The sequence below is a fragment of the Pandoraea soli genome (assembly GCF_902459595.1).
Taxonomy (GTDB): domain Bacteria; phylum Pseudomonadota; class Gammaproteobacteria; order Burkholderiales; family Burkholderiaceae; genus Pandoraea; species Pandoraea cepalis.
Map to the genome: position 1 here is coordinate 76,405 of NZ_CABPSG010000002.1, position 26,987 is coordinate 103,391.

24 protein-coding genes are annotated in these 26,987 nt (G+C 63.9%); 15 read left to right on the forward strand and 9 right to left on the reverse strand.

Going from position 1 to position 26,987, the window contains the following annotated elements; genetic code table 11:
- Positions 1-16: 16 nt before the first annotated feature.
- From mpl to mtgA, 6 genes are all read left to right on the forward strand, one after another.
- The gene (mpl, locus tag PSO31014_RS04325; protein WP_150550501.1) at positions 17-1,414 is read left to right on the forward strand and encodes a UDP-N-acetylmuramate:L-alanyl-gamma-D-glutamyl-meso-diaminopimelate ligase; all 1,398 of its coding nucleotides are present in this window, start codon (positions 17-19) and stop codon (positions 1,412-1,414) included.
- Positions 1,415-1,435: 21 nt separating this feature from the next.
- On the forward strand, positions 1,436-2,047 hold the full coding sequence (locus tag PSO31014_RS04330) for a YqiA/YcfP family alpha/beta fold hydrolase (RefSeq protein ID WP_150550502.1): 612 nt from the start codon (positions 1,436-1,438) through the stop codon (positions 2,045-2,047).
- Positions 2,048-2,124: 77 nt separating this feature from the next.
- Positions 2,125-4,350, forward strand: a complete 2,226-nt coding sequence (locus PSO31014_RS04335; RefSeq protein WP_246176226.1) for a ribonuclease catalytic domain-containing protein — start codon at positions 2,125-2,127, stop codon at positions 4,348-4,350.
- Positions 4,344-5,303, forward strand: coding sequence for an energy transducer TonB (locus PSO31014_RS04340; RefSeq protein WP_246176227.1), 960 nt, complete (start codon positions 4,344-4,346; stop codon positions 5,301-5,303). The genes PSO31014_RS04335 and PSO31014_RS04340 overlap by 7 nt, the downstream gene beginning before the upstream one ends.
- A gap of 208 nt (positions 5,304-5,511) precedes the next feature.
- Positions 5,512-6,384, forward strand: a complete 873-nt coding sequence (aroE, locus tag PSO31014_RS04345; protein WP_150550504.1) for a shikimate dehydrogenase — start codon at positions 5,512-5,514, stop codon at positions 6,382-6,384.
- Between the two features lie 8 nt (positions 6,385-6,392).
- On the forward strand, positions 6,393-7,133 hold the full coding sequence (mtgA, locus tag PSO31014_RS04350; RefSeq protein ID WP_150550505.1) for a monofunctional biosynthetic peptidoglycan transglycosylase: 741 nt from the start codon (positions 6,393-6,395) through the stop codon (positions 7,131-7,133).
- A 60-nt stretch (positions 7,134-7,193) separates the two neighbouring features.
- On the opposite strand, the gene PSO31014_RS04355 is transcribed toward mtgA, so the two are convergent.
- On the reverse strand, positions 7,194-8,069 hold the full coding sequence (locus PSO31014_RS04355) for a mechanosensitive ion channel family protein (protein ID WP_150550506.1): 876 nt from the start codon (positions 8,067-8,069) through the stop codon (positions 7,194-7,196).
- 177 nt (positions 8,070-8,246) lie between these two features.
- Between PSO31014_RS04355 and pyrF the strand changes: the two genes are divergently transcribed.
- On the forward strand, positions 8,247-9,059 hold the full coding sequence (gene pyrF / locus PSO31014_RS04360) for an orotidine-5'-phosphate decarboxylase (protein WP_150550507.1): 813 nt from the start codon (positions 8,247-8,249) through the stop codon (positions 9,057-9,059).
- A gap of 56 nt (positions 9,060-9,115) precedes the next feature.
- Here the strand turns inward: pyrF and PSO31014_RS04365 are convergent, their stop codons facing one another.
- The 3 genes from PSO31014_RS04365 to thiL form a co-directional block, all read right to left on the reverse strand.
- Complete coding sequence (locus PSO31014_RS04365) at positions 9,116-9,619, reverse strand: CinA family protein (protein ID WP_150550508.1); 504 nt, start codon at positions 9,617-9,619, stop codon at positions 9,116-9,118.
- A gap of 142 nt (positions 9,620-9,761) precedes the next feature.
- Positions 9,762-10,283, reverse strand: a complete 522-nt coding sequence (locus PSO31014_RS04370) for a phosphatidylglycerophosphatase A family protein (protein WP_150550509.1) — start codon at positions 10,281-10,283, stop codon at positions 9,762-9,764.
- Complete coding sequence (gene thiL, locus PSO31014_RS04375) at positions 10,280-11,281, reverse strand: thiamine-phosphate kinase (RefSeq protein WP_150550510.1); 1,002 nt, start codon at positions 11,279-11,281, stop codon at positions 10,280-10,282. The genes PSO31014_RS04370 and thiL overlap by 4 nt, the downstream gene beginning before the upstream one ends.
- A 432-nt stretch (positions 11,282-11,713) precedes the next feature.
- On the opposite strand from thiL, the gene PSO31014_RS04380 reads away from it, so the two are divergent.
- The 3 genes from PSO31014_RS04380 to PSO31014_RS04390 all read left to right on the forward strand — a co-directional run bounded on the left by PSO31014_RS04380 (position 11,714) and on the right by PSO31014_RS04390 (position 15,262).
- Positions 11,714-14,017 (forward strand): NADP-dependent malic enzyme, encoded by a 2,304-nt coding sequence (locus tag PSO31014_RS04380; protein WP_150550511.1) that lies wholly within the window; start codon positions 11,714-11,716, stop codon positions 14,015-14,017.
- Positions 14,018-14,310: 293 nt separating this feature from the next.
- Complete coding sequence (locus tag PSO31014_RS04385) at positions 14,311-14,706, forward strand: guanyl-specific ribonuclease (protein WP_150550512.1); 396 nt, start codon at positions 14,311-14,313, stop codon at positions 14,704-14,706.
- Between the two features lie 49 nt (positions 14,707-14,755).
- On the forward strand, positions 14,756-15,262 hold the full coding sequence (locus PSO31014_RS04390) for a barstar family protein (RefSeq protein WP_017231753.1): 507 nt from the start codon (positions 14,756-14,758) through the stop codon (positions 15,260-15,262).
- A gap of 168 nt (positions 15,263-15,430) precedes the next feature.
- On the opposite strand, the gene PSO31014_RS04395 is transcribed toward PSO31014_RS04390, so the two are convergent.
- The 4 genes from PSO31014_RS04395 to PSO31014_RS04410 all read right to left on the reverse strand — a co-directional run bounded on the left by PSO31014_RS04395 (position 15,431) and on the right by PSO31014_RS04410 (position 18,426).
- The gene (locus tag PSO31014_RS04395) at positions 15,431-16,072 is read right to left on the reverse strand and encodes a YidB family protein (protein ID WP_150550513.1); all 642 of its coding nucleotides are present in this window, start codon (positions 16,070-16,072) and stop codon (positions 15,431-15,433) included.
- A gap of 48 nt (positions 16,073-16,120) precedes the next feature.
- Positions 16,121-16,858 carry a 16S rRNA (uracil(1498)-N(3))-methyltransferase gene (locus tag PSO31014_RS04400; protein WP_150550514.1) on the reverse strand — a complete coding sequence of 246 codons (738 nt, stop codon included), beginning with the start codon at positions 16,856-16,858 and terminating at the stop codon, positions 16,121-16,123.
- A gap of 78 nt (positions 16,859-16,936) precedes the next feature.
- Complete coding sequence (locus PSO31014_RS04405) at positions 16,937-17,359, reverse strand: VOC family protein (protein WP_150550515.1); 423 nt, start codon at positions 17,357-17,359, stop codon at positions 16,937-16,939.
- 161 nt (positions 17,360-17,520) lie between these two features.
- Entirely contained in the window at positions 17,521-18,426 is a 906-nt protein-coding gene (locus tag PSO31014_RS04410; RefSeq protein ID WP_174976386.1) for a spermine/spermidine synthase domain-containing protein, read from the reverse strand.
- Positions 18,427-18,624: 198 nt separating this feature from the next.
- Between PSO31014_RS04410 and tkt the strand changes: the two genes are divergently transcribed.
- Both tkt and gap read left to right on the forward strand, forming a co-directional pair.
- Positions 18,625-20,637, forward strand: coding sequence for a transketolase (tkt, locus tag PSO31014_RS04415; RefSeq protein WP_150550517.1), 2,013 nt, complete (start codon positions 18,625-18,627; stop codon positions 20,635-20,637).
- Positions 20,638-20,665: 28 nt separating this feature from the next.
- Complete coding sequence (gene gap / locus PSO31014_RS04420; RefSeq protein WP_017231759.1) at positions 20,666-21,676, forward strand: type I glyceraldehyde-3-phosphate dehydrogenase; 1,011 nt, start codon at positions 20,666-20,668, stop codon at positions 21,674-21,676.
- A gap of 298 nt (positions 21,677-21,974) precedes the next feature.
- Here gap and fur read toward each other — a convergent pair whose 3' ends face one another.
- The gene (gene fur / locus PSO31014_RS04425; protein ID WP_017231760.1) at positions 21,975-22,412 is read right to left on the reverse strand and encodes a ferric iron uptake transcriptional regulator; all 438 of its coding nucleotides are present in this window, start codon (positions 22,410-22,412) and stop codon (positions 21,975-21,977) included.
- A gap of 166 nt (positions 22,413-22,578) precedes the next feature.
- On the opposite strand from fur, the gene PSO31014_RS04430 reads away from it, so the two are divergent.
- The 3 genes from PSO31014_RS04430 to leuS all read left to right on the forward strand — a co-directional run bounded on the left by PSO31014_RS04430 (position 22,579) and on the right by leuS (position 26,982).
- Positions 22,579-23,247, forward strand: a complete 669-nt coding sequence (locus PSO31014_RS04430) for an outer membrane protein assembly factor BamE (RefSeq protein ID WP_246176228.1) — start codon at positions 22,579-22,581, stop codon at positions 23,245-23,247.
- 27 nt (positions 23,248-23,274) lie between these two features.
- Positions 23,275-24,072, forward strand: coding sequence for a 4-hydroxy-tetrahydrodipicolinate reductase (gene dapB, locus PSO31014_RS04435; RefSeq protein ID WP_130027984.1), 798 nt, complete (start codon positions 23,275-23,277; stop codon positions 24,070-24,072).
- 315 nt (positions 24,073-24,387) lie between these two features.
- Positions 24,388-26,982, forward strand: coding sequence for a leucine--tRNA ligase (leuS, locus tag PSO31014_RS04440; protein WP_150550519.1), 2,595 nt, complete (start codon positions 24,388-24,390; stop codon positions 26,980-26,982).
- Positions 26,983-26,987: the final 5 nt, after the last annotated feature.

Sequence of the window (26,987 nt, forward strand, 5' to 3'; positions counted from 1 at the left end):
ACCTCGCTCCCCATCCATGCATATTCATATTCTTGGCATCTGCGGCACGTTCATGGGCGGTCTCGCGGTGCTCGCGCGTCAGGCCGGTCACACCGTGACCGGCTGCGACGCGAACGTCTATCCGCCGATGAGCACCCAGCTCGAGGCGCAGGGCATTCGGCTGATCGAAGGGTTCGACGCCGATCAGGTCTCGCTCAAACCCGACCTGTTTGTCATCGGTAACGTGGTGTCGCGCGGCAACCCGCTGATGGAAGAGATCCTCAACCGGAATCTGCCGTACACGTCGGGCCCGCAATGGCTCGGCGAACATGTGCTCTCCAAGAAGTGGGTGCTGGCCGTGGCGGGAACGCACGGAAAGACGACGACGACGTCGATGCTCGCCTGGATTCTTGAAGACGCGGGTTACCACCCGGGCTTCCTCGTCGGCGGAGTGCCGATGAACTTCGGTATCTCGGCGCGCCTGACCGACAGCGACTTCTTCGTGATCGAGGCCGACGAATACGATACGGCGTTCTTCGACAAGCGCTCCAAGTTCGTTCATTACCATCCGCGTACCGCCATCCTGAACAACCTCGAGTTCGATCACGCTGATATCTTCCCCGATCTGACGGCGATCGAGACGCAATTCCATCATCTGGTGCGCACGGTGCCAGGCCAGGGCCGCCTCATCGTCAACGGTCGCGAGGCCGCGCTCGATCGCGTGCTGGCGCGCGGCTGCTGGAGCGAGGTGGAGCGCTTTGGCGTGGCCGACGGCTGGCATGTCGCCCAGGCCAACGACACACTCGCGGCGGGACAGGAGGCGTTCTGGGCCCACCATGGGGCGATCGCCGCCGGGGAAGTGAAGTGGTCGCTGCAGGGCGAGCACAACCGGATGAACGCGCTGGCGGCCTTGGCTGCCGCACGGCACGTGGGGGTGCCGCCGGAGCAGGGCGCGGCATCGCTGGGCAAGTTCCAGAATGTGAAGCGTCGTATGGAGGTGCGCGGCGAAGCGGCCGGCGTCACGGTTTACGACGATTTTGCTCACCATCCGACCGCTATTCAGACGACGCTGGCCGGACTGCGTCGCCGCGCCGGCAGTGCCCGCATTCTGGCGGTACTCGAACCGCGCTCGAATACGATGAAGCTTGGCGTGATGAAGGCGCAACTGCCGGCCAGCCTTGCCGATGCCGACCTGGTGTTCGGCTACGGCGCGCCGTCCGGGAAGGACGCCCTCGGCTGGAATCTGACCGAGGCGCTCGCTCCGCTCGGCGCGCGTGCGCAGGCGTTCAGCGACATCGATGGGCTGGTGCGCGCGGTGAGCGCGGCAGCGCATCCGGGCGACCAGATCGTGGTGATGAGCAACGGCGGCTTCGGCGGCATTCACCAGAAATTGCTCGATGCGCTGGCGGCGCGCGCCTTGGCGTCTGGCAACTGACCCGCTTTTATCGAGGTTCACATGATTCTCTATTTGCACGGCTTCCGTTCATCGCCGCGCTCTTTCAAGGCGCAGCTGATGGCCGCCCGCATGCACCGGCTCGGCCTGGGGCGCGAGTGGGCGTGCCCGCAATTGCCGCCGTCGCCGCTGGCCGCGGTGGTCGACGCCCAGCGACTGCTCACCGGCGTGAAGGCTGACGAGTTGACCATCGTGGGCAGCTCGTTGGGCGGCTATTACGCCACGTATCTGGCCGAGAAACTCGGTTGCCGCGCGGTATTGCTCAACCCGGCCACGCGCCCGTACGACGATCTGGGCAAATGGCTGGGCGAGCAGCCGATGTGGCATGGCGGCGGCACCATCGTCGTTGAGCCGCGTCATCTGGACGAGCTGCGCATGATCGACGTGACCCAGATCACGCGTCCCGAGCGCTACTATCTCGTGGCCGCGACCGGCGACCAGACCCTCGACTACCGTGACATGGTGGCGAAGTTTCCGGGGGCGAAGCTCACGTTGATCGACGGCAGCGACCACGGCATTTCCGATTTTGCCGACTATATGGACGACGTGCTGCGCTTCGCCGGCATCGACGTTCCCCCTTCGCCCGGTGCCGCCGGCCCGTTCGCGGGCGAATAGCGCGTTTGCCCGTTCCGCCCTAAACCGCCGCACTTTGGCGGGCTACAATGTCGCCTATTGCGATCGATGGCTGTTTCATGAATATTTTTTTTGAGGAATCCGGCGGCTTCAAGGCTGGCACGGTGTTGTCGCAGCAAGGTGAGTCGTACCAGGTGGAGCTGCCCGGTGGACGCCGCAGCAAGATCAAGGGGCGCGACGTGCTGCTGCGTTTCGAGTCGCCGTCGCCCGCGGAGCTGGTGACGCAGGCGCAGGCCGCCGCACAGGATATCGACATGAGTTTCCTGTGGGAATGCGCGCCTGCCGAGGAATTCGCGTTCCCGGTGCTGGCCGCCGAGTACTTCGGCGAAGGCGCCAGCGTTGCGCAACAGGCCGGACTCGCGCTGGCGCTGCAGGCCTCGCCGGTGTACTTCCGCCGAAAAGGCCGCGGTCAGTATCAACGCGCGCCGGAGGAACAACTGCAGGCCGCGCTCGCGGGACTCGCCCGCAAGCAGCAGCAGGCGGAATTGCAGGCCGTGTATGCCGATCAACTGATCGCCGGCACGCTGCCCGACGCGCTCAAGGGCAAGGAACTGCTGTTGCTGTTCCGTCCCGACAAGAACACCATCGAGTGGAAGGCGCTCGACGCCGCCGCCATGGCGCTGGGCAAGACGCACGCCGAGGTGATGCTCGCCTGCGGCGGCATTTCGTCGCCGCGCGCGTATCACGAGGCGGCGTTCCTCTACGAGCACTTCCCGCGCGGCACCGGCTTCCCCGACCTCGGGCCGACGCCGGTGCCCGGTGACGACTTGCCGCTCGCCGACGTGCAGGCGTTCTCCATCGACGATTCGACGACGACCGAGATCGACGACGCCCTCTCGGTGCAGGTACTGCCCGATGGGCTGTTGCGCGTGGGCATCCACATTGCGGCGCCGGCACTCGGCATTACACGCGGCGATGCGATCGACGAGATCGCGCGCGTGCGTCTGTCGACGGTCTATGCGCCGGGCGAGAAGATCACGATGCTGCCCGATGCCGTGGTCGAGGCGTACACGCTTGCCGAGGGCGGCGCGCGTCCGGCGCTGTCGCTGTATGTCGTGGTCAAGGCCGACACTTACGAGATCGTGGCGACCGAAACGCATGCGGAGCGGGTGCCGATCTCGGCGAACCTGCGTCACAACGAACTCGACGCGATCATCACGGCCGAAACGCTGGCCGACGGCAGCGGCGAGTATCCGCACAAGGAAGCGCTGCGGCTGTTGTGGCCGTTCGCGCAGTCGCTCTACGAGAAACGTCAGGCTGCACGCGTGGGCTACGGCCTGCGTCCGGAAGTGCAGAACAAGACCGACTTCAATTTCTACGTTGAAGGCGAGCACGTCACGATCAAGCAGCGCATGCGTGGCGCGCCGCTGGACCTGATCGTCGCCGAGATGGCGATTCTCGCGAACAGCCGATGGGGGCGCCTGCTTGCCGAATGCGGCGTGCCCGGCATCTACCGCGCTCAACGTGCTTACGGCGTGAATCGCACGCGCATGCAGACATCGCCGGCGCCGCACGAAGGCCTGGGTGTCGAGCAGTACGCATGGAGCACCTCGCCACTGCGTCGCTACGTCGATCTGGTGAACCAGTGGCAATTGATCGCTTGCGTGCGTCATGGCGTGACGGCCAAGCTCGCGGCACCCTTCAAGCCGAAGGATGCCGACCTGTACGTGACCGTGTCGAGCTTCGAAGCCGCTTATGCGGCTTATGCCGAGCATCAGAGCCGGATGGAACGCTACTGGTGTCTGCGCTGGTTGATTCAAGAGAACAAGTCGCAGGTACAGGCGAGCGTGCTCAAGGGCGACACCGTGCGGCTGAACGACATTCCGCTGACGCTGATCGTTCTGGGGCTTGGCCCGCACGCGCGCGGTACGCAGATCATGCTCGACGTGCTGTCGCTTGACGTCGTTACGCTCAGCATCTCGGTGCGTGTCGCGCAGGTGCTGGGCGCCAGCCAGACCGGACTCGGCGAAGACGATGACGAAGGCGCCGGGGGCGCAGGCGAAGGCGGAGAGGGTAGCGAGGGTGGCGATGGACGCGACGGGGCCGAGGGTGGCGCCGGCGCAGTGGGGGGCGATGATGCCGATGGAGCGAACGGCACTGAAAGCGACGACGGCGACGACGGCGACGACAGACAGGGAGACGATGATGCCGCCTCGGCCTCGGCCTCGGCCGTCGCCACCGACTTGGCATCGCAATCCGTTGATGCCTCCTCCGGCACTTCGCCGCTTGCCGCCGCGCTGTTGGCGGCAGGGGGGCGCGACGCGTCTCCCAGTCCGGCGTGCTGAAACCCGCTCTCGCGGCCGGCAACCTGCGCGCGGCGCGCCGCCGCGGCGGGTCGCTCATGCGCGAACATCCGCTTGCCACGGGCTTGGCATTTTCCGCGCTGGTTCACCTGCTTGCGCTGGCGGTGCATTTCGTCGCGCCCGACAGTTTCCGACTGCATAGTGCGGACACACCGCTCGATGTCGTCCTCGTCAATGCGAAGTCGGCCAATGCCCCCGACAAGGCTACGGCGCTCGCGCAGGCCAACCTCGCGGGCGGCGGCGAGCACGACGGCGAGCGTGCGACGTCACCGCTGCCGTCACGCGCGCTTGATCGCGACGGCGCGCCCGTCGCGCAAATCCAGCGCAACGTGAGTGAACTGGAAGCGACGCAGGAAAAGCTGCTGACGCAATTGCGTAATCAGTACGCCGCAATGCCGGCGTCGCAGCGTCATCGTGCCGACGCGCCACAGCGCGGGCAAGGGCTCGACGATCAGAACGTCGACCAGAAGATCGCCCGTCTGCAGGCGGAAATCGACAAGCAGTTGCGCGCCTATCAGACCCGTCCAAAACGAGGACAGGTCACAGCCAATACCCGTGAAGTGGCGTATGCGCGCTATTTCGACACACTGCGTCATCGTGTCGAACGTTACGGCACGGAGCACTTTCCCCAGATCGGCAACGAGCGTCTCTATGGCGAGCTGATCGTTACGCTTAACGTCAACCAGCGGGGTGGGCTCGGCTATCACAAGGACGGCTGGAATGTCGCGGGCGTGGAAGTCACGCGAAGCTCCGGCAATCGCGATCTGGACCGCCGCGCGGTGGCGATCGTACAGGCCAGTGCGCCGTTTGGCGACTTCTCGCCCGAGATGCGGCAGCGCTACGACATTCTCGAAATCGTGACGCGGATGACCTTCTCGCGTCAGGGGGTGCAGGCCGAGACGCTGGCGTCACCGTCAGTCGCCGCGGCGCGGTAAGACGCTGCGGTCGAATCGTCGGCGGACGCCCGAGGACAAGGGGCCGCTGCGTGTACTATTCGATGACATTGGCGCGGTTCGTCGGCATCGTGATGTGGGGGCAGCGACCGATGCCTGCCGAATCCCGGCCAAACACTGTATTTGATGCACGTGAACGCAAATAATTGCGGCGCCTGGGCGAAAGCCGGGCGCCGCGTCTTTGACAACGATGACAAACAAAACGCCATCCGGGGAACTGCCGGCCGATCGCTACGCCGTGATCGGTCATCCCGTCGAACATAGCCAGTCGCCGTTCATTCACGCCGAGTTCGCGCGAGAAACCGGCCAGCATCTCACCTACGAGCGCCTGCTCGCACCGCTCGATGCGTTTGCCGCCACTGTGAGCGCCTTTATCGACAACGGCGCTCGGGGGGCCAACGTCACCGTCCCGTTCAAGCTCGAGGCCCACGCGTTGGCGGATCGTCTGACCGAACGTGCGCAGGCGGCGGGCGCCGTCAACACGCTGGTGTTCGATGCGCGGGGCATCACCGGCGACAACACCGACGGCGTGGGGCTCGTGCGCGACATCGAGGGACCGCTGGGCGTATCGCTCAAGGGCCGGCGCGTGTTGCTGCTCGGCGCCGGCGGTGCGTCGCGCGGGGCCATGTTGCCGCTGATCGAGGCGGAGCCGGCGGCGTTGTTTGTCGCCAATCGCACGGCCGCGCGCGCCGACGAACTCGTCGCACGGTTCGCGAAGGCGGCCGAGCACCATGGCGTGGCACTCGCCGGTGGCGGTTGGGACACGGTCCCAGCGGCGTTCGATGTCGTTATCAACGCCACGGCCGGCAGCCTTCAAGGCGACGTACCGCCGCTGCCCGCGGGCGTCTACGCGGCGGGATCGCTTGCCTACGACATGATGTACGGCGCGCAGCCGACGGTGTTCATGACCCACGCATTGGCGGCCGGGGCGACGCGCGCGGCCGACGGTCTCGGCATGCTCGTCGAGCAGGCGGCCGAAGCGTTCGCGGTGTGGCGCGGCGTGCGCCCGTCGACCGATGCCGTGCGCACCGCCTTGCGCGCCCGGCTCGCAGCGAAAGGTTGACGTTGCCGATGGCTGCGCCGCGACGCGCTTCGCGCACGACCCGCCATCGTCGCTGGGGTCCGTGGCAGTGGACGGCCTACGTTGTCACGTTGGTCTTCGTGGGTGTGCTTGCCACGCAGCTCTATTACTTCGTGCAGATTGGCTGGTGGGTGCGTTTCGATCCGTCGTCGACGGCGTTTATGCGCGCGGCCGCCGCGCGATTGCATGAGACGGATCCGAAGGCGACGCTCAAGCACCAATGGGTGCCGTACGACCAGATTTCGCGACATCTGAAGCGCGCCATCATCGCGAGCGAAGACGCGAACTTCGTCAATCACGATGGCTTCGAGATCGACGCAATGCTCGGCGCATGGGAAAAGAATCAGAAGAAGGGGCGCATCGTCGCGGGCGGCTCGACCCTCTCCCAGCAACTGGCGAAGAATCTGTTTCTGTCGAGCGAGCGAAGTTACCTGCGCAAGGCCGAAGAATTGAGCATCACGTGGATGCTCGAGTTCTGGATGACGAAGCAGCGGATCTTCGAGATCTATCTCAATTCGGTGGAGTGGGGCGAGGGCGTGTTCGGCGCCGAAGCCGCGGCACGCCACTACTACGGCATTCCGGCCTCGAAGCTCTCCGCTTGGCAGGCGGCGCGGCTGGCGGTGATGTTGCCGCGTCCGCGCTACTTCGATGCCCATCGCAATTCGCCGTACCTTGCGCAACGCGCCGGCGTGATCGCGCGTCGCATGGGGGCGGCAGAGTTGCCACAATAGGCGGATAGCCCCGCGCGCGCAGACTTTCGCACGAGAGGCGAGCGCGGGCGTGTGTGCGGGCTAGTGTCGCGAGGGGGCCGCGTCCGGTATCGGCTGTGCCGGCACGTGCATGACCGTGCGCGTCGGATACGGGAGTGAGCAACCCACGGCTTCGACCGTCTCCTTGACGCCACGCTGGAGATCCCAATAAAGGCCCCAGTAGTTACCCTGCAACGACCATGCCCGCACGTTCACAATCACGGCGCTGTCGCTGACCTGCTTGACCATGACTTCCGGTGCGGGTTTGTCGAGCACTCGCGCGTCTTCTGCCACGTGGGCGCGCAGTGCCGTCATGGCGGCATCGAGATCGTCGTCGAGCGCGATGCCCACGGTGACCTCCATGCGACGCGTGGCGTTGCGGCTGAAGTTCGTGATCGGCTGGCCCCAGATCTGGTTGTTCGGCACGCACACGTAGATGCCATCGGCATTCGTGAGCGTGGTGGTGAACAGGCCGATTTCATCGACCGTGCCGGCCACCGACGCGCCGGCCGTGATGTAGTCGCCGTTGCGGAACGGTCGAAGCACCAGCAGCATCGTACCCGCCGCAATATTCTGCAACGTGCCCTGCAGGGCCAGCCCGATGGCCAGGCCTGCCGCGCCGAGCACCGCGATGATGCTGGCGGTCTGCACGCCGAATTGAGCGAGCACGGCAACGAGCGTGATGATGCGCACCGACCACAGCGCGACCGACTCGATGAGCGGCTTGAGCGTTGCGTCGAAGTGCGGCGAACGGCTCAACGTCCGGTGCACGAAGCGCGCCAATCGCTTTGCGATCCAGAAGCCAATCAGCAGAATCAACACGGCCTGTACTAGCGACAGACCGTAGCGGACGGCGTTGGCCGCGAGAAAGCCCATCACGGCGTCGAACGACGCGAGAGGGGGCGTGACCTCAGTCATAGGGGGTTCTCCGTGTTGACGGGTGCCCGAGAGCACCGATATCAAGATTGACGCGAAGCATGCGGATTGGTTCGGCCCGCGCGCGGAGCAGGTAAAATGTCGGCCTTGCTGGAAGGAATCAGTCTCGAATCACCCTCCGTCGGAATACCGCCGCCGGAACCCCGCCGGAACCTCGTCATGACATTCACCGAAGTACTTAACGCTGCCTGGACGCGTAACAATTCTTTGCTTTGCGTGGGCCTGGATCCCGAGCCGTCGCGCATTCCCGTGCATCTGCAAGCGCAGCCGGATGCGATTTTCGAGTTCTGCCGGCGGATCGTGGATGCGACCGCCCCCTACGCGTGTGCGTTCAAGCCGCAGATCGCCTACTTCGCTGCGCATCGCGCCGAGGAGCAGCTCGAACGGCTGATCGCCCATATTCACGTCGATCATCCGGGCCTGCCCGTGATTCTGGACGCCAAGCGCGGCGACATCGGCAGCACCGCCGAGCAGTATGCGCGCGAAGCATTCGAGCGCTATCGTGCCGACGCCGTGACGGTGAATCCCTACATGGGCTTCGATTCGCTGGAGCCGTATCTGGCGCACGCCGAGAAGGGCGTCGTCGTGCTGTGCCGTACGTCGAACCCGGGCGGCAGCGATCTGCAATTCCTCGATGTCGATGGCAAGCCTCTGTATCAGACGGTGGCGCGCCTGGCCGCGGGGCCGTGGAATACGAGCGGGCAGATCAGCCTGGTGGTGGGCGCGACGTTCCCGGCAGAAATCGCCGCCGTGCGCAGCATCGTCGGTGACATGCCGCTGCTGATTCCCGGCGTGGGCGCTCAGGGCGGGGACGTCGAAGCGACGGTCAAAGCCGGTCGCACCGCGAACGGGACGGGCATGATGATCAACTCGTCGCGTGCCATCATCTACGCCGGTCGCGACGAGCATTTCGCCGCGGCGGCTGCCACCGCTGCGCAAAAGACGCGCGACAGCATCAACATGTATCGCTGATCGGTCCGCGTGCCGATGCGCGGATCGTTGTCAGACGTCGCGGGGCGGCGCGACGATTACGCTTCGGCCTTGTCGAGGAATTCGATGACGCCGCGCAGCGCGTGCTGTGCGGCTTGACTGCGCACCTGTGTGCGATCGCCCTTGAAGCGCTTCGTCTCGACGAGGGTCGTGACGCGGTTGCTCCACGCGAAGCACACCATACCCACCGGTTTTTCGGGCGAACCGCCGCCCGGGCCGGCCACGCCGGTGATCGACAGCGAGATCTGTGCACGACTGTTCAGCAGTGCGCCCTCGGCCATGGCACGTGCCACTGGTTCGCTCACGGCGCCGTGCTTGTCGATCAGGTCAGGCGGAACGCCGATCATTTCGGACTTGGCTTGATTCGAGTAAGTCACGAAGCCACGCTCGAACCATTGGCTGCTACCGGAAACGTCGGTGATTGCTACCGCAACGAGGCCGCCGGTGCATGACTCGGCCGTGGCCAGCATCAAGCGTTCGTCACGCAGACGATTGCCGACTTTGACCGACAGTTGGGCCAGAAGATTTTGTTCGGAGACCACGGGACGGCACCTTCAATAAGTCAATGCAACGAGTCCATAACGAGTACGTAACGAGTGCCGGCGGTGGTGCCGACGGGAATAGCGCCAGCGAGGCACTCGTCATGATGCGGTTTGTGCCATGCGTGGCGGCAAGCCCAGTCGATCAGATCGAGCGCCACAACGCAATGACGAGCAGCGTGCAAAAGGCGGCGACGAGATCGTCCAGCATGATGCCGAGGCCACCCTTGACCGTGCGGTCGAAGTAACGGATCGGCGGCGGCTTGACGGCGTCGAAGAAGCGGAACAGCACGAATGCCACCAGTTGGCCGAAGAAGCTCGCCGGGGTAATGAGCAGCAGCACGATCCAGAACGCGACGATCTCGTCCCAGACGACGGCACTCGGGTCCGATGTGCCAAGCTTGCGCGCCGTATAGGCACAGATCCAGATACCGCCAACGATGGACGCGGCGATCAGCACGCCCCATCCCGTGACCGTCAGGTACAGATTGAGCACCAGATACGATGCCCAGCCGAAAAGCGTGCCCACGGTGCCCGGCGCGAACGCCGACAGGCCCGTGCCAAAGCCGAGCGAAAAGAGGTGGGCAGGGTGCGACAGCAGGAACCGCGAGTTCGGCCGGCGCGGGCCGCTGCCCGAGTTGACGGCGGCCAGTTGATCAGTGCTCATTGGAAATGGTCGAAACTTTTGAAATCGGCAGCGACGGACGCGCCGGTCTTGTCTTTGAGGTGCAGCCGGGCGAGGCGCGCGTCGGGAAGCGCTATTGTACCGATACGCGTGAGGCGTATGCCGAGTTCGTTGCCGATCGCCTCGATACGCGGCCGTTGCGCACGGTCGGCGCAGAAGCTTAGTTGATAGTCGTCGCCGCCCGCCAGCGCGCACATTCTCTGAATCTCCGGCGTTTGCGCGGTCAGCAGGGCGGAGCGTGGCACATCGTCGACGTTCACCGTCGCGCTCATGCTGGAGCGCTCCAGGATATGGCCGAGGTCGCCCAGCAGCCCATCGGAGATGTCAAGGGCGGCGTGAGCCACGCCGCGCAGCGCCAGTCCGAGCGCCACCTGCGGCTCGGGCCAGTCCAGCGCGCGGCGCGCGAGGGCGAGGTCGACGTCCGACAACGTCCATTCCCCACGAATTGCGCCAAGCGCCAGCCGGGCATCGCCGAGCGTGCCGGAGACCCAGATGTCGTCGCCGGGCTGCGCGGCATCGCGGCGCAACGCCTGGGCACCGGGCACGCTGCCGAAGACCGTCACGCAGAGATTGCGGGGTCCGCGTGTGGTGTCTCCGCCGACAAGCGGGCACGCGTAGCGGTCGGCCAGCGCCGCGAGGCCCTCGGCGAAGGGTGCGAGCCAGGCCGGGTCGCTGTCGGGCAGAGCGATCGCCAATGTGAAGCCCATGGGCCGCGCGCCCATGGCCGCCAGATCCGACAGATTGACGGCGAGGGTCTTGTGACCGAGTGCGCGCGGATCGACGTTGGCAAAAAAGTGGCGACCCTCCACGAGCATGTCGGTTGAAATCGCGAGCTGCTCGCCGACGGGCGGGCGCAGCAGCGCGCAGTCGTCACCGATGCCCAGCGTCACATGCTCGCCCGGCCGCGTAGCGTGGGCGAAGAAGCGGTCGATCAGCGAGAACTCGGACAGCGGTGAAGTTGAGGCAGGCGTCGGGGTCATGAGCAACGGCGCGGTTGCCCGCCTTGACCTGGCGCATCGCATTGCGGGACTAGTCCGGTGCAACGCGGGACGCCAAGGCGCATTAGGCGGTGGGCAATGAGTAAAGGGCTGCGGTGATGCACAGGCAAGCCCCTATTCTAAGAGGCCACCCCGGCTTTCCCAAGCAGACAGAGCACGGACACCCCGAATTCAGACGGATTCTCATGCGCGTCTCGGATATCCCCCCCGGTTGCAACACGTCCGTGGTCCGAAAAGGCGAGGGATGGTGCAGCGCAGCGTTGAAATCGCCAGGAATTTTGGCCACTATCGGCGGGGAAGCCGTACCGGGCAGGTGCAGCCCCTATTCGCTTTTTGCATAAGTGGCGTGAATAAATGGGGCTACAATTTGCACTGAAAATCCGACCCCATTCTGTTCGTCAAGAGCCTCTCCTCATGCCCACGCCGATCGATCCGAAACTGCGCGAAGCTGCGCTCGAGTATCACGAATTTCCCACCCCCGGCAAAATCGCCATCGCACCGACCAAGCAGTTGCTCAACCAGCGCGATCTGGCGCTGGCGTATTCGCCGGGCGTTGCGGCCGCGTGTGAGGAGATCGTCGTCGACCCGCTCAATGCGTCGCGCTACACGGCGCGCGGCAATCTGGTGGGCGTGATCACGAACGGCACGGCCGTGCTCGGCCTGGGCGATATCGGCCCGCTGGCATCCAAGCCGGTGATGGAAGGCAAGGGCGTGTTGTTCAAGAAATTCGCCAATATCGACGTGTTCGATATTGAAATCGACGAGAAAGACCCCGAAAAGCTCGTCGACATCATTGCGGCGCTGGAGCCGACCTTCGGCGCCATCAACCTCGAAGATATCAAGGCGCCCGAGTGCTTCATCGTGGAGCGCAAGTTGCGCGAGCGCATGAAGATTCCTGTCTTTCACGACGATCAACACGGCACGGCCATCGTGGTGGCCGCGGCGCTGATCAACGGCCTGAAGGTCGTCGGCAAGGATCTGAAGTCCGTGAAGGTGGTGACGTCCGGCGCAGGCGCCGCCGCGCTCGCGTGTCTGGACCTGCTCGTCGACATGGGGCTGTCCATCGAGAACATCTGGGTGACGGACTTGGCGGGGGTCGTGTACGAGGGCCGCACCGAGTTGATGGACCCGGAGAAAATCCGTTTCTCGCAAAAGACCGAGGCGCGTGGGCTGGCCGAGGTGATTGGCGGCGCTGACGTGTTTCTCGGGCTGTCGGCCGCCGGCGTGTTGAAGCCGGAAATGGTCAAGACGATGGCCGACAAACCGCTGATCTTCGCGCTGGCCAACCCGAATCCAGAGATCACACCGGAGCTTGCGAAGGAAGTGCGTCCGGATTGCGTGATGGCGACGGGCCGCACCGATTACCCGAATCAGGTCAACAACGTCCTTTGCTTTCCGTTCATCTTCCGCGGCGCGATCGATGTTGGCGCCACGACGATCACGCGCTCGATGGAAATCGCGGCCGTGAATGCGCTGGCGGAATTGGCGCGTCAGGAGCAGAGCGATATCGTGGCGTCGGCCTACGGGATCAAGAACCTGTCGTTCGGCCCCGACTATCTGATTCCGAAACCGTTCGATCCGCGTCTGCTGGTCAAGGTCGCGACCGCGGTGGCTGAAGCGGCGATGGCCGCCGGTGTCGCCACGCGTCCTCTCGCGGATGTGGATGCGTATGCACAGTCGCTCCAGCAGTTCGTGTACCACAGCGGCGGTCTGATGAAGCCACTGTTCTCGGTGGCGCGCAGCGTGCCAGCCAACATGAAACGCATTGCGTTTGCCGAGGGCGAAGAGGAGCGCGTGCTGCGTGCCGTGCAGGTGCTCGTGGACGAACGTGTCGCCACGCCGATCCTGGTGGGGCGCCCGGCGGTGATCGAACACCGCGTTCAGCAATATGGTCTGCGCCTGACACCGGGCGTTGACTTCACCGTCGTGAACCCGGAGCACGACGAGCGATATCGCGACTACTGGGAAACGTATCACCAACTGACCAACCGCAAGGGCGTAACGGCTTCGTATGCGCGCGTCGAGATGCGTCGCCGTACGACCCTGATTGCCGCCATGCTGGTGCGCAAGGGCGAAGCCGACGGCATGATCTGCGGCACGGTGTCGACGCCGGGCCGTCATCTGCATTTCATCGATCGCGTGATCGGCAAACGGGCGGGCGGGCATGTCTATGCCGCGATGAACGCGCTGATCTTGCCGAACCGGCAGATTTTCCTGGTCGATACGCACATCAATCAGGATCCGAGCGCTGATGAACTGGCCGAAATCACGCTGATGGCCGCCGAGGAGATTCGCCGCTTCGGTATCCAGCCGAAGGTGGCCTTGTTGTCGCATTCGAACTTCGGTACCAGCGACGCCGCGTGCGCCCGCAAGATGCGCGAAACGCTGGCGATCCTGCAGGAACGTGCGCCCGACCTGGAAGTTGACGGCGAAATGCACGGCGATTGCGCACTCGACCCGGAACTGCGCGCGCGTATCATGCCGGAATCGACGCTGTCCGGCGCTGCGAACCTGCTGATCATGCCGAATATCGACGCGGCGAACATTGCGTACAATCTGCTCAAGACGGCGGCCGGCAATAACGTGGCGATCGGGCCGATCCTGCTGGGCGCTGCCAAGCCGGTGCATATCCTGACCGAGTCGGCCACGGTGCGACGCATCATCAACATGGTGGCGCTGGTGGTGGCCGATGCGGCGGCGCAACAACCGGCGCGCTGACCTCTGGCGAGCACGGGGTGGTTCGCCGCCGTTCGCCACATGTTAACGACAAATCGCCGCTCCCTTTGGGGGCGGCGATTTGCGTTCCGGCGAGATGTTTTTCGCGCCCCACACCGTAATGTGTGTGCTCACTCTCTTTAAAGTCCTTTATTTTCAATAATTTGTCGCGTTGTTTCGTTGCAAAATGTAAGCCGACATTGATTCTCGGGACCAATAGCGATAACCTTACGGCTTCAACCACCAGAACAAGCCCGCGGCGCAATACGGCGTCGGGCGACAGGCTAGCTATGACCATGGCACGTTGGCTTCACCGGAGCATCGTGGCGCTGACGGCGGCTGGTAGTGTGTTTCTGTGGTCCAATGCCGTGGCGCGCGAAACCGCGCCATACGCCACGGATTCAACGGTCACGGTGTCCGTTGCCCAGCTGCCGCGCGAAGCGCAGCGCACGCTGACGCTGATTGCCCAGGGCGGGCCGTTTCCCTACGCCAAAGATGGCGTTGTATTTGGGAACTACGAAAAGCAGCTGCCCAAAATGCGGCGTGGCTATTACCATGAATACACGGTGCCGACCCCAGGTGCCCGCAATCGAGGTGCCAGGCGCATCATCTGTGGCGGGGACCAGCGGGCGGTCGATCCTTGTTACTACACACAAGATCACTACAACAGCTTTAGACGCATAAGGGAATGACAGCAGTATGAGTGAGCCGGTTTTCGCACAGGAACGCGGGAAAGATCGTATGGCAGATCCATTCGGTGCGGGCGAGGGCAACTTGTTCAAGCAGGTGCTTGGCCTGCATGCTGTCGCGCGAGCCGGCCGCCGCCATACCTTATCGGAAGAGGGAGATATGAGTCTTTTCAAGACCGTCAGGCCGAATATCGTGCAGTCGATCCGCGCATTCCGCGTGCCGGAATTGGCCGCAGAGGCCGAGCGACTCGGGCAGCACTTCCTCTACGCCAATTGTTCGCAGGCGCAGAGCAAGGCCGAGGTGCTGGAGACGATCGCCACGTCGTTCCTGTTTCCCAAGCATTTCGGCAAGAATTACGACGCCTTGCACGATTGTCTGACCGATCTGGTGCATCACGCTGGCCCGCAGCCCGGTTTTGTCGTCGTGCTCGAGGGATTGCCGGTGGCGACGAAGTTCGATAAGGACGGTCGCGAAACCCTGCTGGACGTGTTCCGCGATGCCGCCGAGTTCTGGGCGGAGCGTCGTATCACGTTCCGCGTCTTTTACTCGTTTGCCTGACGGTCTGCGACATGTATCGGCAGTGAATGACCTCGGAGGCACCGTCCGACGTCACCGCACTTGCCCCGACGCGAGCATGCGCCACGTTGACTCTCACGAAAAAGGTCCGCATTGCGGACCTTTTTACGTTTTCAGCCGGGAATTGTCGGATTCCCGGATGGCCTTGCCTCAGCCGGTCCGTCCACCGAGGAATTGCTGGGCGAGGCTCGCCAGATCGAGATGGCCTTGCGGTAGATCGCCGTTCGGTGTGAGGTGATTGACCACCTCCGGCAGCAGCGATGACAGTTGCTGTGCTGCCTCATCCTGGCTTACGCCCGCCGAATCGGCCAGTTGCTGCAGATGTCCTCCCGGGCCAAGCGCCTGGGTCACCTGATCGGCTGATACCGACTGATTGCTGCCGGTGCCGACCCACGAGCGCATCGCATCGCCCAGGCCGCCGTTCTCCAGCACCTGCGTCAGTCCGCCCAGCCCGCCAAGCGCACCGACCAGGTCGCCCGGAGCCGCCGCGGGGTTGCCAGTGGCATCCTGCTGCGGTGCTTGTCCTCCGCCCAGCAGCCCACCCAGCAAACCGCCCAGACCGCCGGCGCCACCGCCGCCCGCCGCCGCGCCGCCCAGCATCCCGCTGAGTGCACCCCCCAACGAGCCAATCAGGTCGCCGCCCTGACCGCCCTGTGCCTGCGCGTTGCCGGAACGGTTGGCGATCATCGCCAGCAAACCCATCAGCAGCAACATCTTGGTATTGCCGCCGCCGCTACCGCCGTCGGCCGAATTGCCGGACATGCCGCCGAGAATGGAATCCAGGATACCCATGGGATGACTCCTTTAGGCTTGTGAAGCCAATGTTCAAATCGTCGAGGCTTACCAACCGCCCCAGCGCGCGGCCAATGCCGCGAGGACCGCGATACCCGCCGTTTCGGTTCGCAAGATACGTTCGCCCAGGCGAATCGCCGTAAAACCGGTCTCCCGCGCGAGGGCTTCTTCGTGCGGCGCCAGTCCGCCTTCCGGGCCAAATAACAAAACGCCCGGCTGAGACGGTGCGTGCAGCGGCAGCGAGTCGAAACCGCTGTCCGCTCTGGGTGACAATAGCACACGCCATCCGTCGTCTGTCACCGCGCCTTGCTCGCGCAGCCAAGCGCCGATCGGGCGAATCTGTAGGACGCGTGGCACGCGGTTTCGGCCGCATTGCTCGCAAGCGGCCTGTGCCAGTGCCTGCCAATGGGCAACGCGCTTCGCCGCACGTTCTCCGTCGAGCCGGATCACCGAGCGCTCGGTGATCATCGGCTGAATGTCCGTCACGCCAAGTTCGATGGCCTTTTCGATCAGCCAGTCCATCTTGTCGCCGCCAGCGATGCCCTGCGCCAGGGTGACGCGATACGGCGGCTCGGCTTCGTGCGCCTCCCATTCGCCGAGTTGCGCCGTCGCGTGGCGCTTTTCCAGCGTCGAGAGCACCGCCGGATACTGGCCGCCGGTCCCGTCGAAAAGCGTGAGCGCGTCGCCGATCTTCAGGCGCAACACCTGAACGTGACGAACCACGGTCTCGGGAAGATCAAGCAGTGCGCCAGCGTGCAGCGGCACATCGATAAAGAAGCGAGGCATACGGACGGGAGACGGAGGGGGCTGTCGGGCGTGGCGCCGGGGACCGAAGCATACCCCAACGCCTGCGGAAGCATTGGCTCAGCTTGGCGGCGCGACCGGGCGGGCGAAGCCCCAACGGTAACCGTCCGGGTCTTCCAGTTGGCAGAAACGGTCGCCCCAGAATTGGTCGCTGGGCGACGTTAGCCCCTTCGCGCCGACGGCGGTCGCCCGCGCATAGAGTGCGTCGACGTCTTCGGTATAGACGTAGAAGCTTTGTGGCGCTTCCACACCCGAGGTGCGCGGTGTGCGCGCGGTGCTCGCGAACGCGCCCTCGGGGGCGAACATCACAATCAATTGCCCTTGATAAAACATTTCGACGTGCATGACGATGCCGTCATCGTTCACCATGTCATGCACCGTGAAACCGAACGCCTGCGCATAGAACGTCGCCGCCGCCTTGGCGTCGCGCACCGTCAGATAGGGCGTCAACCACGGCACATGGGCGGGGCGGGGATCGGGCATGACGGTGCTCCGGTATAAGCGTCGGCAGTAGGTGAAGCAGACGCGTCCTGACGTATGAATACGCGAACGGTCCGCCGCCAACGGTTGCGATGAGTTTTCAATATACAAGGAATGCGGGCTTGATTCACTTGCGTCGCGTCATCTCGTCGTCGCGCGGTTTGTTATCGATCGCCGAGCACGGCCATCAGTTCCGGCGGTATGTCGAACAGCGCCGCATGCCGGGCTGGCGAATAGTGGCGCAGGGATTCTCGCGATAGCCGAGCCTGCGTGGCAGCGGTTGCATCGCTGTCACGCACGTCGAGCGAATCGCTGGCGAACGCGAGCGCCCACAACGTGCCGTACAGCGGCACATACGTGGTTATCGGCTGTACAAATTTGAACACCGAGCGCAGGGCATCGAGCATGCGCGCGATTTGATCGGCTTCGAACCATGGCGCCCCCAGTTGCACGGCGATAGCGCCGCGTGGGCCGAGTAACGCGCGGAGTTTGGCGAAGAACGGCGCGCCGTGCAGCGTGGCCGCTTCGCCGTCAGCGTCGGTCAGATCGAAAATCACGGCGTCGAACGTTTCTCCGCGAGCCAGTGCGGCGTCGACGAGATCCCGGGCGTCGCCGATGACAAGCGTGGTGCGCGGATCGTCGAATGCGCCGTCCGCCAATGTCGGCATGTACTGCAGGATTGTCGCAGGCACCTGGGCATCGAGTTCGGCGACGACAATCTCGCGCACGCTCGGGTGACGCAAGGCTTCACGTGCCGAGCCGCCATCACCCCCGCCAAGCACCAATACACGCTGGGCGTTGCCGTGTGCAAGCAAGAGCGGATGCACCATGCATTCGTGGCAGATATGCGCATCGGCGAGCGAAGCCATGAACCGGCCGTCGAGTCGATACGCCCGTCCGAGTGCCCCGAATGCCGGCAAATCCACGACCTCGATGTGCTGATAGGTCGACGCGGCGGCGAATACCGGGCGCGCGGCGAATGTATAACCGGCCCAAGGCCCGAGCGGCGCCGTGCACGGGCGCAGTGCGGCGGTCGATAGGTCGTCGCTGATGTCACGTTTGGCGGGCATTGGCGAGGCAACTTCCTCTAATGGGTGGCGATCATGCCACTTCTCTGCATGATTCCACGTTCCCGTCATTTGGGGAAGTTCGCCGCGAGCGACCCGGGCAACGGCCTTATCTGGTAAAATCTTGGACTTTATTCCGCATTCGAATTTCGCGCGGCAGCTCGCGGCATCGGGGCACGCCCGCTCTTCCGGCTGTTCACCATGACGAACTCCTCTTCTGCTACGCCTGCGCTGATGGCCTCTGCCATTCGCGTCCTTTCCATGGACGCGGTCCAACAGGCCAACTCCGGTCACCCTGGCGCGCCGATGGGCATGGCCGATATGGCCGTCGCTCTCTGGGGCCGTCATCTCAAGCACAACCCCGTCAATCCGCATTGGTTCGATCGCGACCGCTTCGTGCTGTCCAACGGCCACGGCTCGATGCTCATCTATTCGCTGCTGCATCTGACGGGCTACGACCTGCCGATCGACGAGCTGAAGCACTTCCGTCAACTGCACAGCAAGACGCCGGGGCACCCGGAGGTGGGGGTCACGCCGGGTATCGAGACGACCACGGGCCCGCTGGGTCAGGGCATCACCAACGCGGTGGGTTTTGCGCTGGCCGAGGCCCTGCTCGCCAAGGAATTCAACCGCCCGGGCAACGACATCGTCGACCACTACACGTACGCGTTCCTCGGCGACGGCTGCCTGATGGAAGGCATCTCGCACGAAGCGTGTTCGCTCGCGGGAACGCTGCGTCTGAACAAGCTCATCGCGCTGTACGACGATAACGGAATTTCGATCGACGGCGACGTCGAATACTGGTTTGCCGACGACACGCCGAAGCGCTTCGAAGCCTATGGCTGGAATGTGATTCGCGACATCGACGGCCACGATGTCGACGCGGTCGACGCCGCCATCGCCCAGGCCAAGACCTCGGATCGTCCGACGCTGATCTGCTGCAAGACGCTGATCGGCAAGGGCGCGCCGAACAAGCAGGGCGGTCACGATGTGCATGGTGCGCCGTTGGGTGCCGACGAAATCGCCGCCACGCGCGCGTCGCTCGGTTGGCACCTGCCGCCGTTCGAGCTGCCGGCCGATGTCTACACCGCATGGGATGCCAAGGCCGCCGGTCAGCGCGCCGAAGGCGCATGGAACGAGCGTTTTGCCGCCTACCGCAGCCAGTTCCCGGCAGAGGCTGCCGAATTTGAGCGTCGCATGAAGGGTGAGCTGCCCGGCGACTTCAAGTCGGCCGCCGCCGCGTTCATTGCCAAGACCAACGAGAAGGGCGAGACGGTTGCCACGCGCAAGGCGTCCCAACTGGCGATCGAAGGTCTGGCCGCCGTGCTGCCGGAGTTCCTGGGTGGCTCGGCTGACCTGACCGGCTCGAACCTGACGAATTGGAAGGCCAGCAAGGCCGTGCGCGCCAATGCGGAAGGCGTGCAGTTCGGCAATCACATCAACTATGGCGTGCGCGAGTTCGGCATGAGCGCCATCATCAACGGCATGGCGCTGCATGGCGGCTACATCCCGTTCGGCGGTACGTTCCTGACGTTCTCGGACTACAGCCGCAATGCGCTGCGTATGGCGGCGCTGATGAAGCTGCGCTCGATCTTCGTGTTCACGCACGACTCGATCGGCCTGGGTGAAGACGGTCCGACGCACCAGTCCGTCGAGCATGTCTCGAGCCTGCGTCTGATCCCGCAGATGGACGTGTGGCGTCCGTGCGATACGACGGAGACGGCAGTCGCCTGGGTGGCGGCCGTCGAGCGTCACGATGGTCCGTCGAGCCTGGTGCTCAGCCGTCAGAACCTGCCATTCGTCTCGCGTGACGATGCACAGATCGCCGATATTCGTCGTGGCGGCTATGTGCTGCGCGACGTGGCGAATCCGCAGGTCGTGCTGATCGCGACCGGCTCGGAAATCGAGCTGGCCCTCAAGGGTGCCGAGGTGTTGGCTGCCGAGGGCATTGCGGCGCGCGTCGTGTCGATGCCGTCGGCCAACGTGTTCGACCGTCAGGACAAGGCCTATCGCGAGCGCGTGCTGCCGCGTGGCGTGACGCGCGTGGCGATCGAAGCCGGCGTGACGGCGTATTGGCATAAGTACGTCGGCCTGGAAGGCGGCGTGGTCGGCATCGACACCTTCGGTGAGTCGGCCCCGGCCGGCGTGCTGTTCAAACACTTCGGCTTCACCGTCGACCACGTGGTCGCGACGGTCAAGTCCGTGCTTGGCTGATTTCGTTAGACCTTACGGAGAAACCCCCATGACCATTCGCGTCGCTATCAACGGCTACGGCCGTATCGGCCGCAACGTGCTGCGTGCCCACTATGAAGGTGGTAAGAAGCACGACATCGAAATCGTCGCCATCAACGATCTGGGCAATGCGCAGACGAACGCTCACCTGACGCAATACGACACGGCGCACGGCAAGTTCCCGGGCACGGTGTCGGTCGACGGCGATTTCATGATCGTCAACGGCGACAAGATTCGCGTGCTGGCCAACCGCAACCCGGCCGAACTGCCGTGGGGCGAGCTGGGCGTGGACGTTGTGCTCGAGTGCACGGGCTTCTTCACGACGAAGGAAAAGGCCGGCGCTCACCTGAAGGGCGGCGCGAAGAAGGTCATCATCTCGGCCCCGGGCGGCAAGGATGTCGACGCCACGATCGTGTTCGGCGTGAACGAAGGCGTGCTCAAGTCGACCGATACGGTCATCTCGAACGCCTCGTGCACCACGAACTGCCTGGCGCCGCTGGTCAAGCCGCTGCACGAGAAGATCGGTCTGGAAACGGGTCTGATGACCACGGTGCACGCCTACACCAACGACCAGGTGTTGACGGACGTTTATCACGAAGACCTGCGTCGTGCGCGTTCGGCCACGATGAGCATGATCCCGACCAAGACGGGCGCCGCGTCGGCCGTTGGCCTGGTGCTGCCGGAGCTCAATGGCAAGCTCGACGGTTACGCCATTCGCGTTCCGACGATCAACGTGTCGATCGTCGACCTGTCGTTCGTTGCCAAGCGCGACACGACGGTTGACGAAGTCAACGCGATTCTGAAGGAAGCCGCCGAGGGTTCGCTCAAGGCCATCGCAACGTACAACACGGCACCGCTGGTGTCGGTCGACTTCAACCACAACCCGGCCTCGTCGAACTTCGACGGCACACTGACCAAGGTGTCGGGCCGCCTGGTGAAGGTCGGCTCGTGGTACGACAACGAGTGGGGCTTCTCGAACCGCATGCTCGACACGACCGTTGCGCTCATGTCGGCGAAGTAATCGCATTTGACGCTCAGTCGTAAAAAAAGCCGCTGTCGTGAGACAGCGGCTTTTTCTTTGGGGCGCGGCGTCGTGAGGGATGCCGGTGTTTAGGCGATAACCGCAGTTATTCCGGGCTCCGCGCACCCATCCGCAACGCTTAATGCGCTTGGCACCATCGTAGCATCGATTGCAGCGCCTCACCGCTATTCACGGGGTGTTCGCCGACGATGCGTAGCCCGTGCCCAGCGCTTCATGACCTGAAGCTAGGGGGAATCCCATAATGTCTTCATCAGAAGACATTATGCCAAAACAACGTTTAATTCTTTTGACGATGCGGACAGGGGTTTTTCGTGCAGCTCCCGTACATCGCGAGCGAGTGGTCCTGGAGCGCGAAGCCACGTTCCTTGGCGATCATTTTCTGGCGGCGTTCGATCTCGGCGTCGAAGAACTCTTCGACACGCCCGCAGTCGAGGCACACGAGGTGATCGTGGTGATGGCCTTCGTTGAGTTCGAAAACGGCCTTGCCGGACTCAAAGTTGCTGCGCGACAATAGGCCAGCTTGCTCGAACTGCGTCAGGACACGGTACACCGTGGCCAGACCGATATCGAGGTTTTCGTTGAGCAGATGACGATAGACGTCTTCAGCGGTTAAATGGTGCACCTCGCTCTCGCTGTTCTGGAAAATCTCCAGAATTTTGAGGCGCGGAAGCGTGGCTTTCAGTCCGATATTTTTCAGATCGGCGGGATTCGGCATCGCTCTACGTCCCTAGAGTACAATACAGCCGCAATAATAATGCCTTTTTGCCTTGCCCGGGAGCAAACCAGGGCAATCGGGACGGTTTGTACCGTCAACGGGGGCGATGTGGCGGCGCGCCCGGCGTGCCGGATTCAAGGTCGATTTTTTTGAAAGCGAGTCAGATTTGCGTCGTTATCTCTCCCTTCCGCTCTCCGTCTGCGCTGCAGCGGCATTCCTGGCCCTGGCCGGTTGCTCGACGTATGACAGCGTGACCGACAAAGTGATCGGCGTGGTCACGCCGTATCGAATCAACATCGTTCAAGGCAACTTCGTCTCGAAAGAGGCCTATGAGCAGCTCAAGGCCGGCATGACGCGCGATCAGGTCCGTCAACTGCTCGGCACGCCGCTGCTCACGGACATCTTCCACGCGAATCGCTGGGACTATGTCTTCTATTTCAAGCGCGGCAACGCGTCGGTGGTCCAGGAGCGTCACCTGAAGGTGTACTTCGACGGCGACACGCTGGCGCGCTGGGAAGGCGGAGAAAATCTGCCGACCGAATATCAGTTGGTGCGGGAAATCGATGGTCAGAAGGGCAAGACCGTAAAGACCGACGCCTCGGCCCCGTCGACGGCGAGTGCCGCGACCGCGGAGACTGCCGCGCCTGCCGCGTCCGACGTCGCGGCTGTGTCGACCGCTGCGGCGGCTACCGCTTCCGAACCGGCCCCTGCCTCCAACGCACAGTCCACCGCTGGCGACAGCGCATCGGGCGGCGCGACGACGGCCACGGGCACGGGGCTTGTCCCGTCGCCGCGGATGACTTCCGGCGGTGGCCTGTTCTCGATGCCCAAGTAAGCTGTCTGAAGAGTCAAGAATTCCATGATGAAGATTGCGATTGCTGGCGCCTCCGGCCGTATGGGCCGGATGCTGATTGAAACCGTACTGGCCACCGACGACGCGGAACTGGTCGGTGCGCTCGACCGCGAGGACAGCCCGGCGTTGGGACACGACGCCGGCGCCTTCCTGGGGCGGGAGACGGGCGTCAACATCACCGCCGATCTCGACGTCGCGCTCGCCAACGCGCAGTATCTGATCGACTTCACGCGTCCCGAAGGCACGCTGGCGCATTTGGCTGCCGCCGAGAAGCACGGTGTCAAGATGATCGTCGGCACGACCGGATTCTCGGAAGCCGACAAGGCGCGTCTGGCGGCGGGTGCCGAGCGCGTGGCCGTGGTGTTTGCACCGAACATGAGCGTGGGTGTGAACGCCACGTTCAAACTGCTCGAAGTCGCGGCGAAGATTCTGAACACGGGCTACGACATCGAGATCATCGAAGCGCATCACCGCCACAAGGTCGATGCTCCGTCGGGCACGGCGCTGCGCATGGGTGAAGTCGTGGCCGACGCATTGGGCCGCGATCTGAAGGAATGCGCCATCTACGGCCGCGAAGGCGTGACCGGCGAGCGCGATCCGTCGACCATCGGTTTCGCCACCGTGCGCGGCGGCGATATCGTGGGCGATCACACGGTGCTGTTTGCCGGCATCGGTGAGCGCATCGAGATCACGCACAAGTCGTCGAGCCGTCTGTCGTATGCGCAAGGCTCGCTGCGCGCTGCCCGTTTCCTCGCGCAGCACAACACGGGCCTGTTCGATATGCAGGACGTTCTGGGCCTTCGCTGATTCGGCTCAGGCCGGCGTGCGGCTTGCCGGTTGCGCATCGAGGCGTCGCATAAGTGGGCCGACGATGCGCCGACCGGCAGAAGACGCCGACATCAAAGACGCACGCCGCCACGGATTGCATCACGCATCGGGCGGCAGCCACGCCAAGGCGGCCTCCAGGCCGAAGCTGCTCTCTACCGTCGCGCCGAATCCGTTGCCGTCGGCGTTATAATCATCGTTTTCCCCGGATTTGCCCCCAAACGCTTGCGTGCTGCGCGCCCTTTGCCGCGCACCGGCGGGGCCGAAGCCGAGCCGAATCCTACCCGCCGACCCATCATGCAAGAAAAATACGTTCCCGCCGACGTCGAAGCCTCCGCCCAGTCTCACTGGCAGGCCATCGATGCCTACAAGACCACCGAGCGCGCGGACAAACAGAAATTCTATTGCGTCTCGATGCTGCCGTATCCGTCGGGCAAGCTGCATATGGGCCACGTGCGCAACTACACCATCAACGACGTGATGTATCGTCAGATGCGCATGCGCGGGTACAACGTGCTGATGCCGATGGGGTGGGACGCTTTCGGTATGCCGGCTGAAAATGCGGCAATGGCCAACGGCGTGCCGCCGGCCAAGTGGACGTACGACAACATCGCGTACATGAAGAAGCAGATGCAGGCGATGGGCCTGGCGATCGATTGGTCGCGCGAAGTCGCCACCTGCAAGCCGGACTATTACCGCTGGAACCAGTGGCTGTTCCTGAAGATGCTCGAGAAGGGCATCGTCTACCTGAAGACCGGCACGGTGAACTGGGATCCGATCGATCAGACCGTGCTCGCCAACGAGCAGGTGATCGACGGTCGAGGCTGGCGCTCGGGTGCGCTCGTCGAGAAGCGTGAAATCCCGATGTATTACATGCGCATCACCGAATACGCCGACGAACTGCTCGGCGATCTGGACGACCTCGGCTGGCCCGAGCGTGTGAAGGTGATGCAGCAGAACTGGATCGGCAAGAGCTTTGGCGTGAACTTCGGCTTCCCGTATGAGTTGGACGGCGAGCACAAGCTGCTGCGCGTGTTCACGACGCGTGCCGACACGATCATGGGCGTGACCTTCTGTGCAATCGCCGCCGAGCATCCGCTGGCAACGCGTCTGGCCGCCGAGCGTCCCGACCTGCAGGCATTCATCGCCGAATGCAAGCAGGGTGGCGTGGCTGAAGCCGACATCGCCACGATGGAAAAGAAAGGCATGCCGACGGGCTTTTTCGTCACGCATCCGCTGACCGGCGACAAGGTCGAGGTATGGATCGGCAACTACGTGCTGATGGGGTATGGCGAGGGCGCCGTGATGGGCGTGCCGGCCCACGACGAGCGTGACTTCGCATTCGCGCGCAAGTACGACCTGCCGATCAAGCAGGTCGTCGCGGTGGCGGGCGAGACTTATTCGACGCAAGCCTGGCAGGCCTGGTACGGCGACAAGGAGAACGGCACGCTGGTCAACAGCGGCAAATATGACGGCCTGGCCTTTGCGGCCGCCGTCGACGCCATCGCCGCGGATCTCAAGGCGCAGGGCGCGGGCGACAAGCAGGTCACGTTCCGTCTGCGCGACTGGGGGATTTCGCGCCAACGTTACTGGGGCACGCCGATTCCTATCATTCACTGCGCGTCGTGCGGCGCGGTGCCGGTTCCCGAGAAGGACCTGCCGGTCGTGTTGCCCGAAGACCTCGTGCCGGACGGCACCGGCAACCCGCTGGCCAAGTCGGAAGCGTTCCTCAAGTGTGATTGCCCGAAGTGCGGCAAACCGGCGCGCCGCGAGACCGACACGATGGACACGTTCGTGGACTCGTCGTGGTATTTCTCGCGCTATGCCTGCCCGGACGCCGTCACCATGGTCGACGCGCGCACCGATTACTGGATGCCGATGGATCAGTACATCGGCGGCATCGAGCACGCGATTCTCCACTTGCTGTATTCGCGCTTCTGGACCAAGGTGATGCGCGATCTGGGCTTGGTGAGTTTCAAGGAGCCGGCGCAGAACCTGCTCACCCAGGGTATGGTGCTCAACGAGACGTACTATCGTGAGGATGCCGCGGGCAAGAAGACGTGGTTCAACCCGCTCGACGTGCAAGTGCAGTTCGACGACAAGGGCCGTCCGGTCAGTGCAACGTCGAAGGCTGACGGTGCGGACGTGACGCTCGGCGGCATCGAGAAGATGGCGAAGTCCAAGAACAACGGCGTGGATCCGCAGTCGCTGATCGATCAGCACGGCGCCGATACGGCGCGTCTGTTCGTGATGTTCGCGGCACCGCCCGAACAGCAACTCGAATGGTCGGGGGCCGGTGTGGAAGGCGCGAGCCGCTTTTTGCGCCGCCTGTGGGGCTTCGGCCAGTCGCAGGCCACGCTGCTGCGTCAGGCGGACGCTGCCATCGATACGGCAAACCCGGCGGCCAAGGCGCTGCGTCTCGAGATTCATGGCGTGCTCAAGCAGGCCAACTACGACTATCAGCGTGTGCAGTACAACACGGTCGTGTCCGCGGCGATGAAGATGCTCAACGCCATCGAGAGCGACAAGGGTGCGGCGGGCGCTGGTGCGGTGCGCGAGTGCTACGGCATTCTGCTGCGCGTGCTGTACCCGGTGGTGCCGCACGTCACACACGGCTTGTGGGTCGAGTTGGGCTACGCGGCGCAACAGGGCGACCTGCTCGATGCGCCGTGGCCGGAAGTCGACGAAGCCGCGCTGGTGCAGGACGAGATCGAACTCGTGCTGCAGGTGGCGGGTAAGGTGCGTGGCGCCGTGCGCGTGGCGAAGGACGCTTCGCGCGAGGCCATCGAACAAGCCGCGCTGGCGCACGAAATGACGGCCAAGTTTGGCGAAGGCAAGCCGGTGAAGAAGGTCATCGTTGTACCGGGCCGTCTCGTGAACGTAGTGCTCTGAGGTGG

What these genes read in the sequence shown, in the direction of transcription:
- PSO31014_RS04330 (WP_150550502.1), top strand. Translation starts at nt 1,436, where the DNA reads ATGATTCTCTATTTGCACGGCTTCCGTTCATCGCCGCGCTCTTTCAAG.
- thiL (WP_150550510.1), bottom strand. Translation starts at nt 11,281, where the DNA reads ATGACCCCGACGCCTGCCTCAACTTCACCGCTGTCCGAGTTCTCGCTG.
- fur (WP_017231760.1), bottom strand. Translation starts at nt 22,412, where the DNA reads ATGCCGAATCCCGCCGATCTGAAAAATATCGGACTGAAAGCCACGCTT.
- PSO31014_RS04390 (WP_017231753.1), top strand. Translation starts at nt 14,756, where the DNA reads ATGGCAGATCCATTCGGTGCGGGCGAGGGCAACTTGTTCAAGCAGGTG.
- PSO31014_RS04400 (WP_150550514.1), bottom strand. Translation starts at nt 16,858, where the DNA reads ATGCCTCGCTTCTTTATCGATGTGCCGCTGCACGCTGGCGCACTGCTT.
- PSO31014_RS04370 (WP_150550509.1), bottom strand. Translation starts at nt 10,283, where the DNA reads ATGAGCACTGATCAACTGGCCGCCGTCAACTCGGGCAGCGGCCCGCGC.
- PSO31014_RS04335 (WP_246176226.1), top strand. Translation starts at nt 2,125, where the DNA reads ATGAATATTTTTTTTGAGGAATCCGGCGGCTTCAAGGCTGGCACGGTG.
- PSO31014_RS04380 (WP_150550511.1), top strand. Translation starts at nt 11,714, where the DNA reads ATGCCCACGCCGATCGATCCGAAACTGCGCGAAGCTGCGCTCGAGTAT.
- PSO31014_RS04385 (WP_150550512.1), top strand. Translation starts at nt 14,311, where the DNA reads ATGGCACGTTGGCTTCACCGGAGCATCGTGGCGCTGACGGCGGCTGGT.
- aroE (WP_150550504.1), top strand. Translation starts at nt 5,512, where the DNA reads ATGACAAACAAAACGCCATCCGGGGAACTGCCGGCCGATCGCTACGCC.
- tkt (WP_150550517.1), top strand. Translation starts at nt 18,625, where the DNA reads ATGACGAACTCCTCTTCTGCTACGCCTGCGCTGATGGCCTCTGCCATT.
- PSO31014_RS04395 (WP_150550513.1), bottom strand. Translation starts at nt 16,072, where the DNA reads ATGGGTATCCTGGATTCCATTCTCGGCGGCATGTCCGGCAATTCGGCC.
- PSO31014_RS04405 (WP_150550515.1), bottom strand. Translation starts at nt 17,359, where the DNA reads ATGCCCGATCCCCGCCCCGCCCATGTGCCGTGGTTGACGCCCTATCTG.
- pyrF (WP_150550507.1), top strand. Translation starts at nt 8,247, where the DNA reads ATGACATTCACCGAAGTACTTAACGCTGCCTGGACGCGTAACAATTCT.
- mtgA (WP_150550505.1), top strand. Translation starts at nt 6,393, where the DNA reads ATGGCTGCGCCGCGACGCGCTTCGCGCACGACCCGCCATCGTCGCTGG.
- PSO31014_RS04355 (WP_150550506.1), bottom strand. Translation starts at nt 8,069, where the DNA reads ATGACTGAGGTCACGCCCCCTCTCGCGTCGTTCGACGCCGTGATGGGC.
- gap (WP_017231759.1), top strand. Translation starts at nt 20,666, where the DNA reads ATGACCATTCGCGTCGCTATCAACGGCTACGGCCGTATCGGCCGCAAC.
- mpl (WP_150550501.1), top strand. Translation starts at nt 17, where the DNA reads ATGCATATTCATATTCTTGGCATCTGCGGCACGTTCATGGGCGGTCTC.
- leuS (WP_150550519.1), top strand. Translation starts at nt 24,388, where the DNA reads ATGCAAGAAAAATACGTTCCCGCCGACGTCGAAGCCTCCGCCCAGTCT.
- dapB (WP_130027984.1), top strand. Translation starts at nt 23,275, where the DNA reads ATGAAGATTGCGATTGCTGGCGCCTCCGGCCGTATGGGCCGGATGCTG.
- PSO31014_RS04410 (WP_174976386.1), bottom strand. Translation starts at nt 18,426, where the DNA reads ATGCCCGCCAAACGTGACATCAGCGACGACCTATCGACCGCCGCACTG.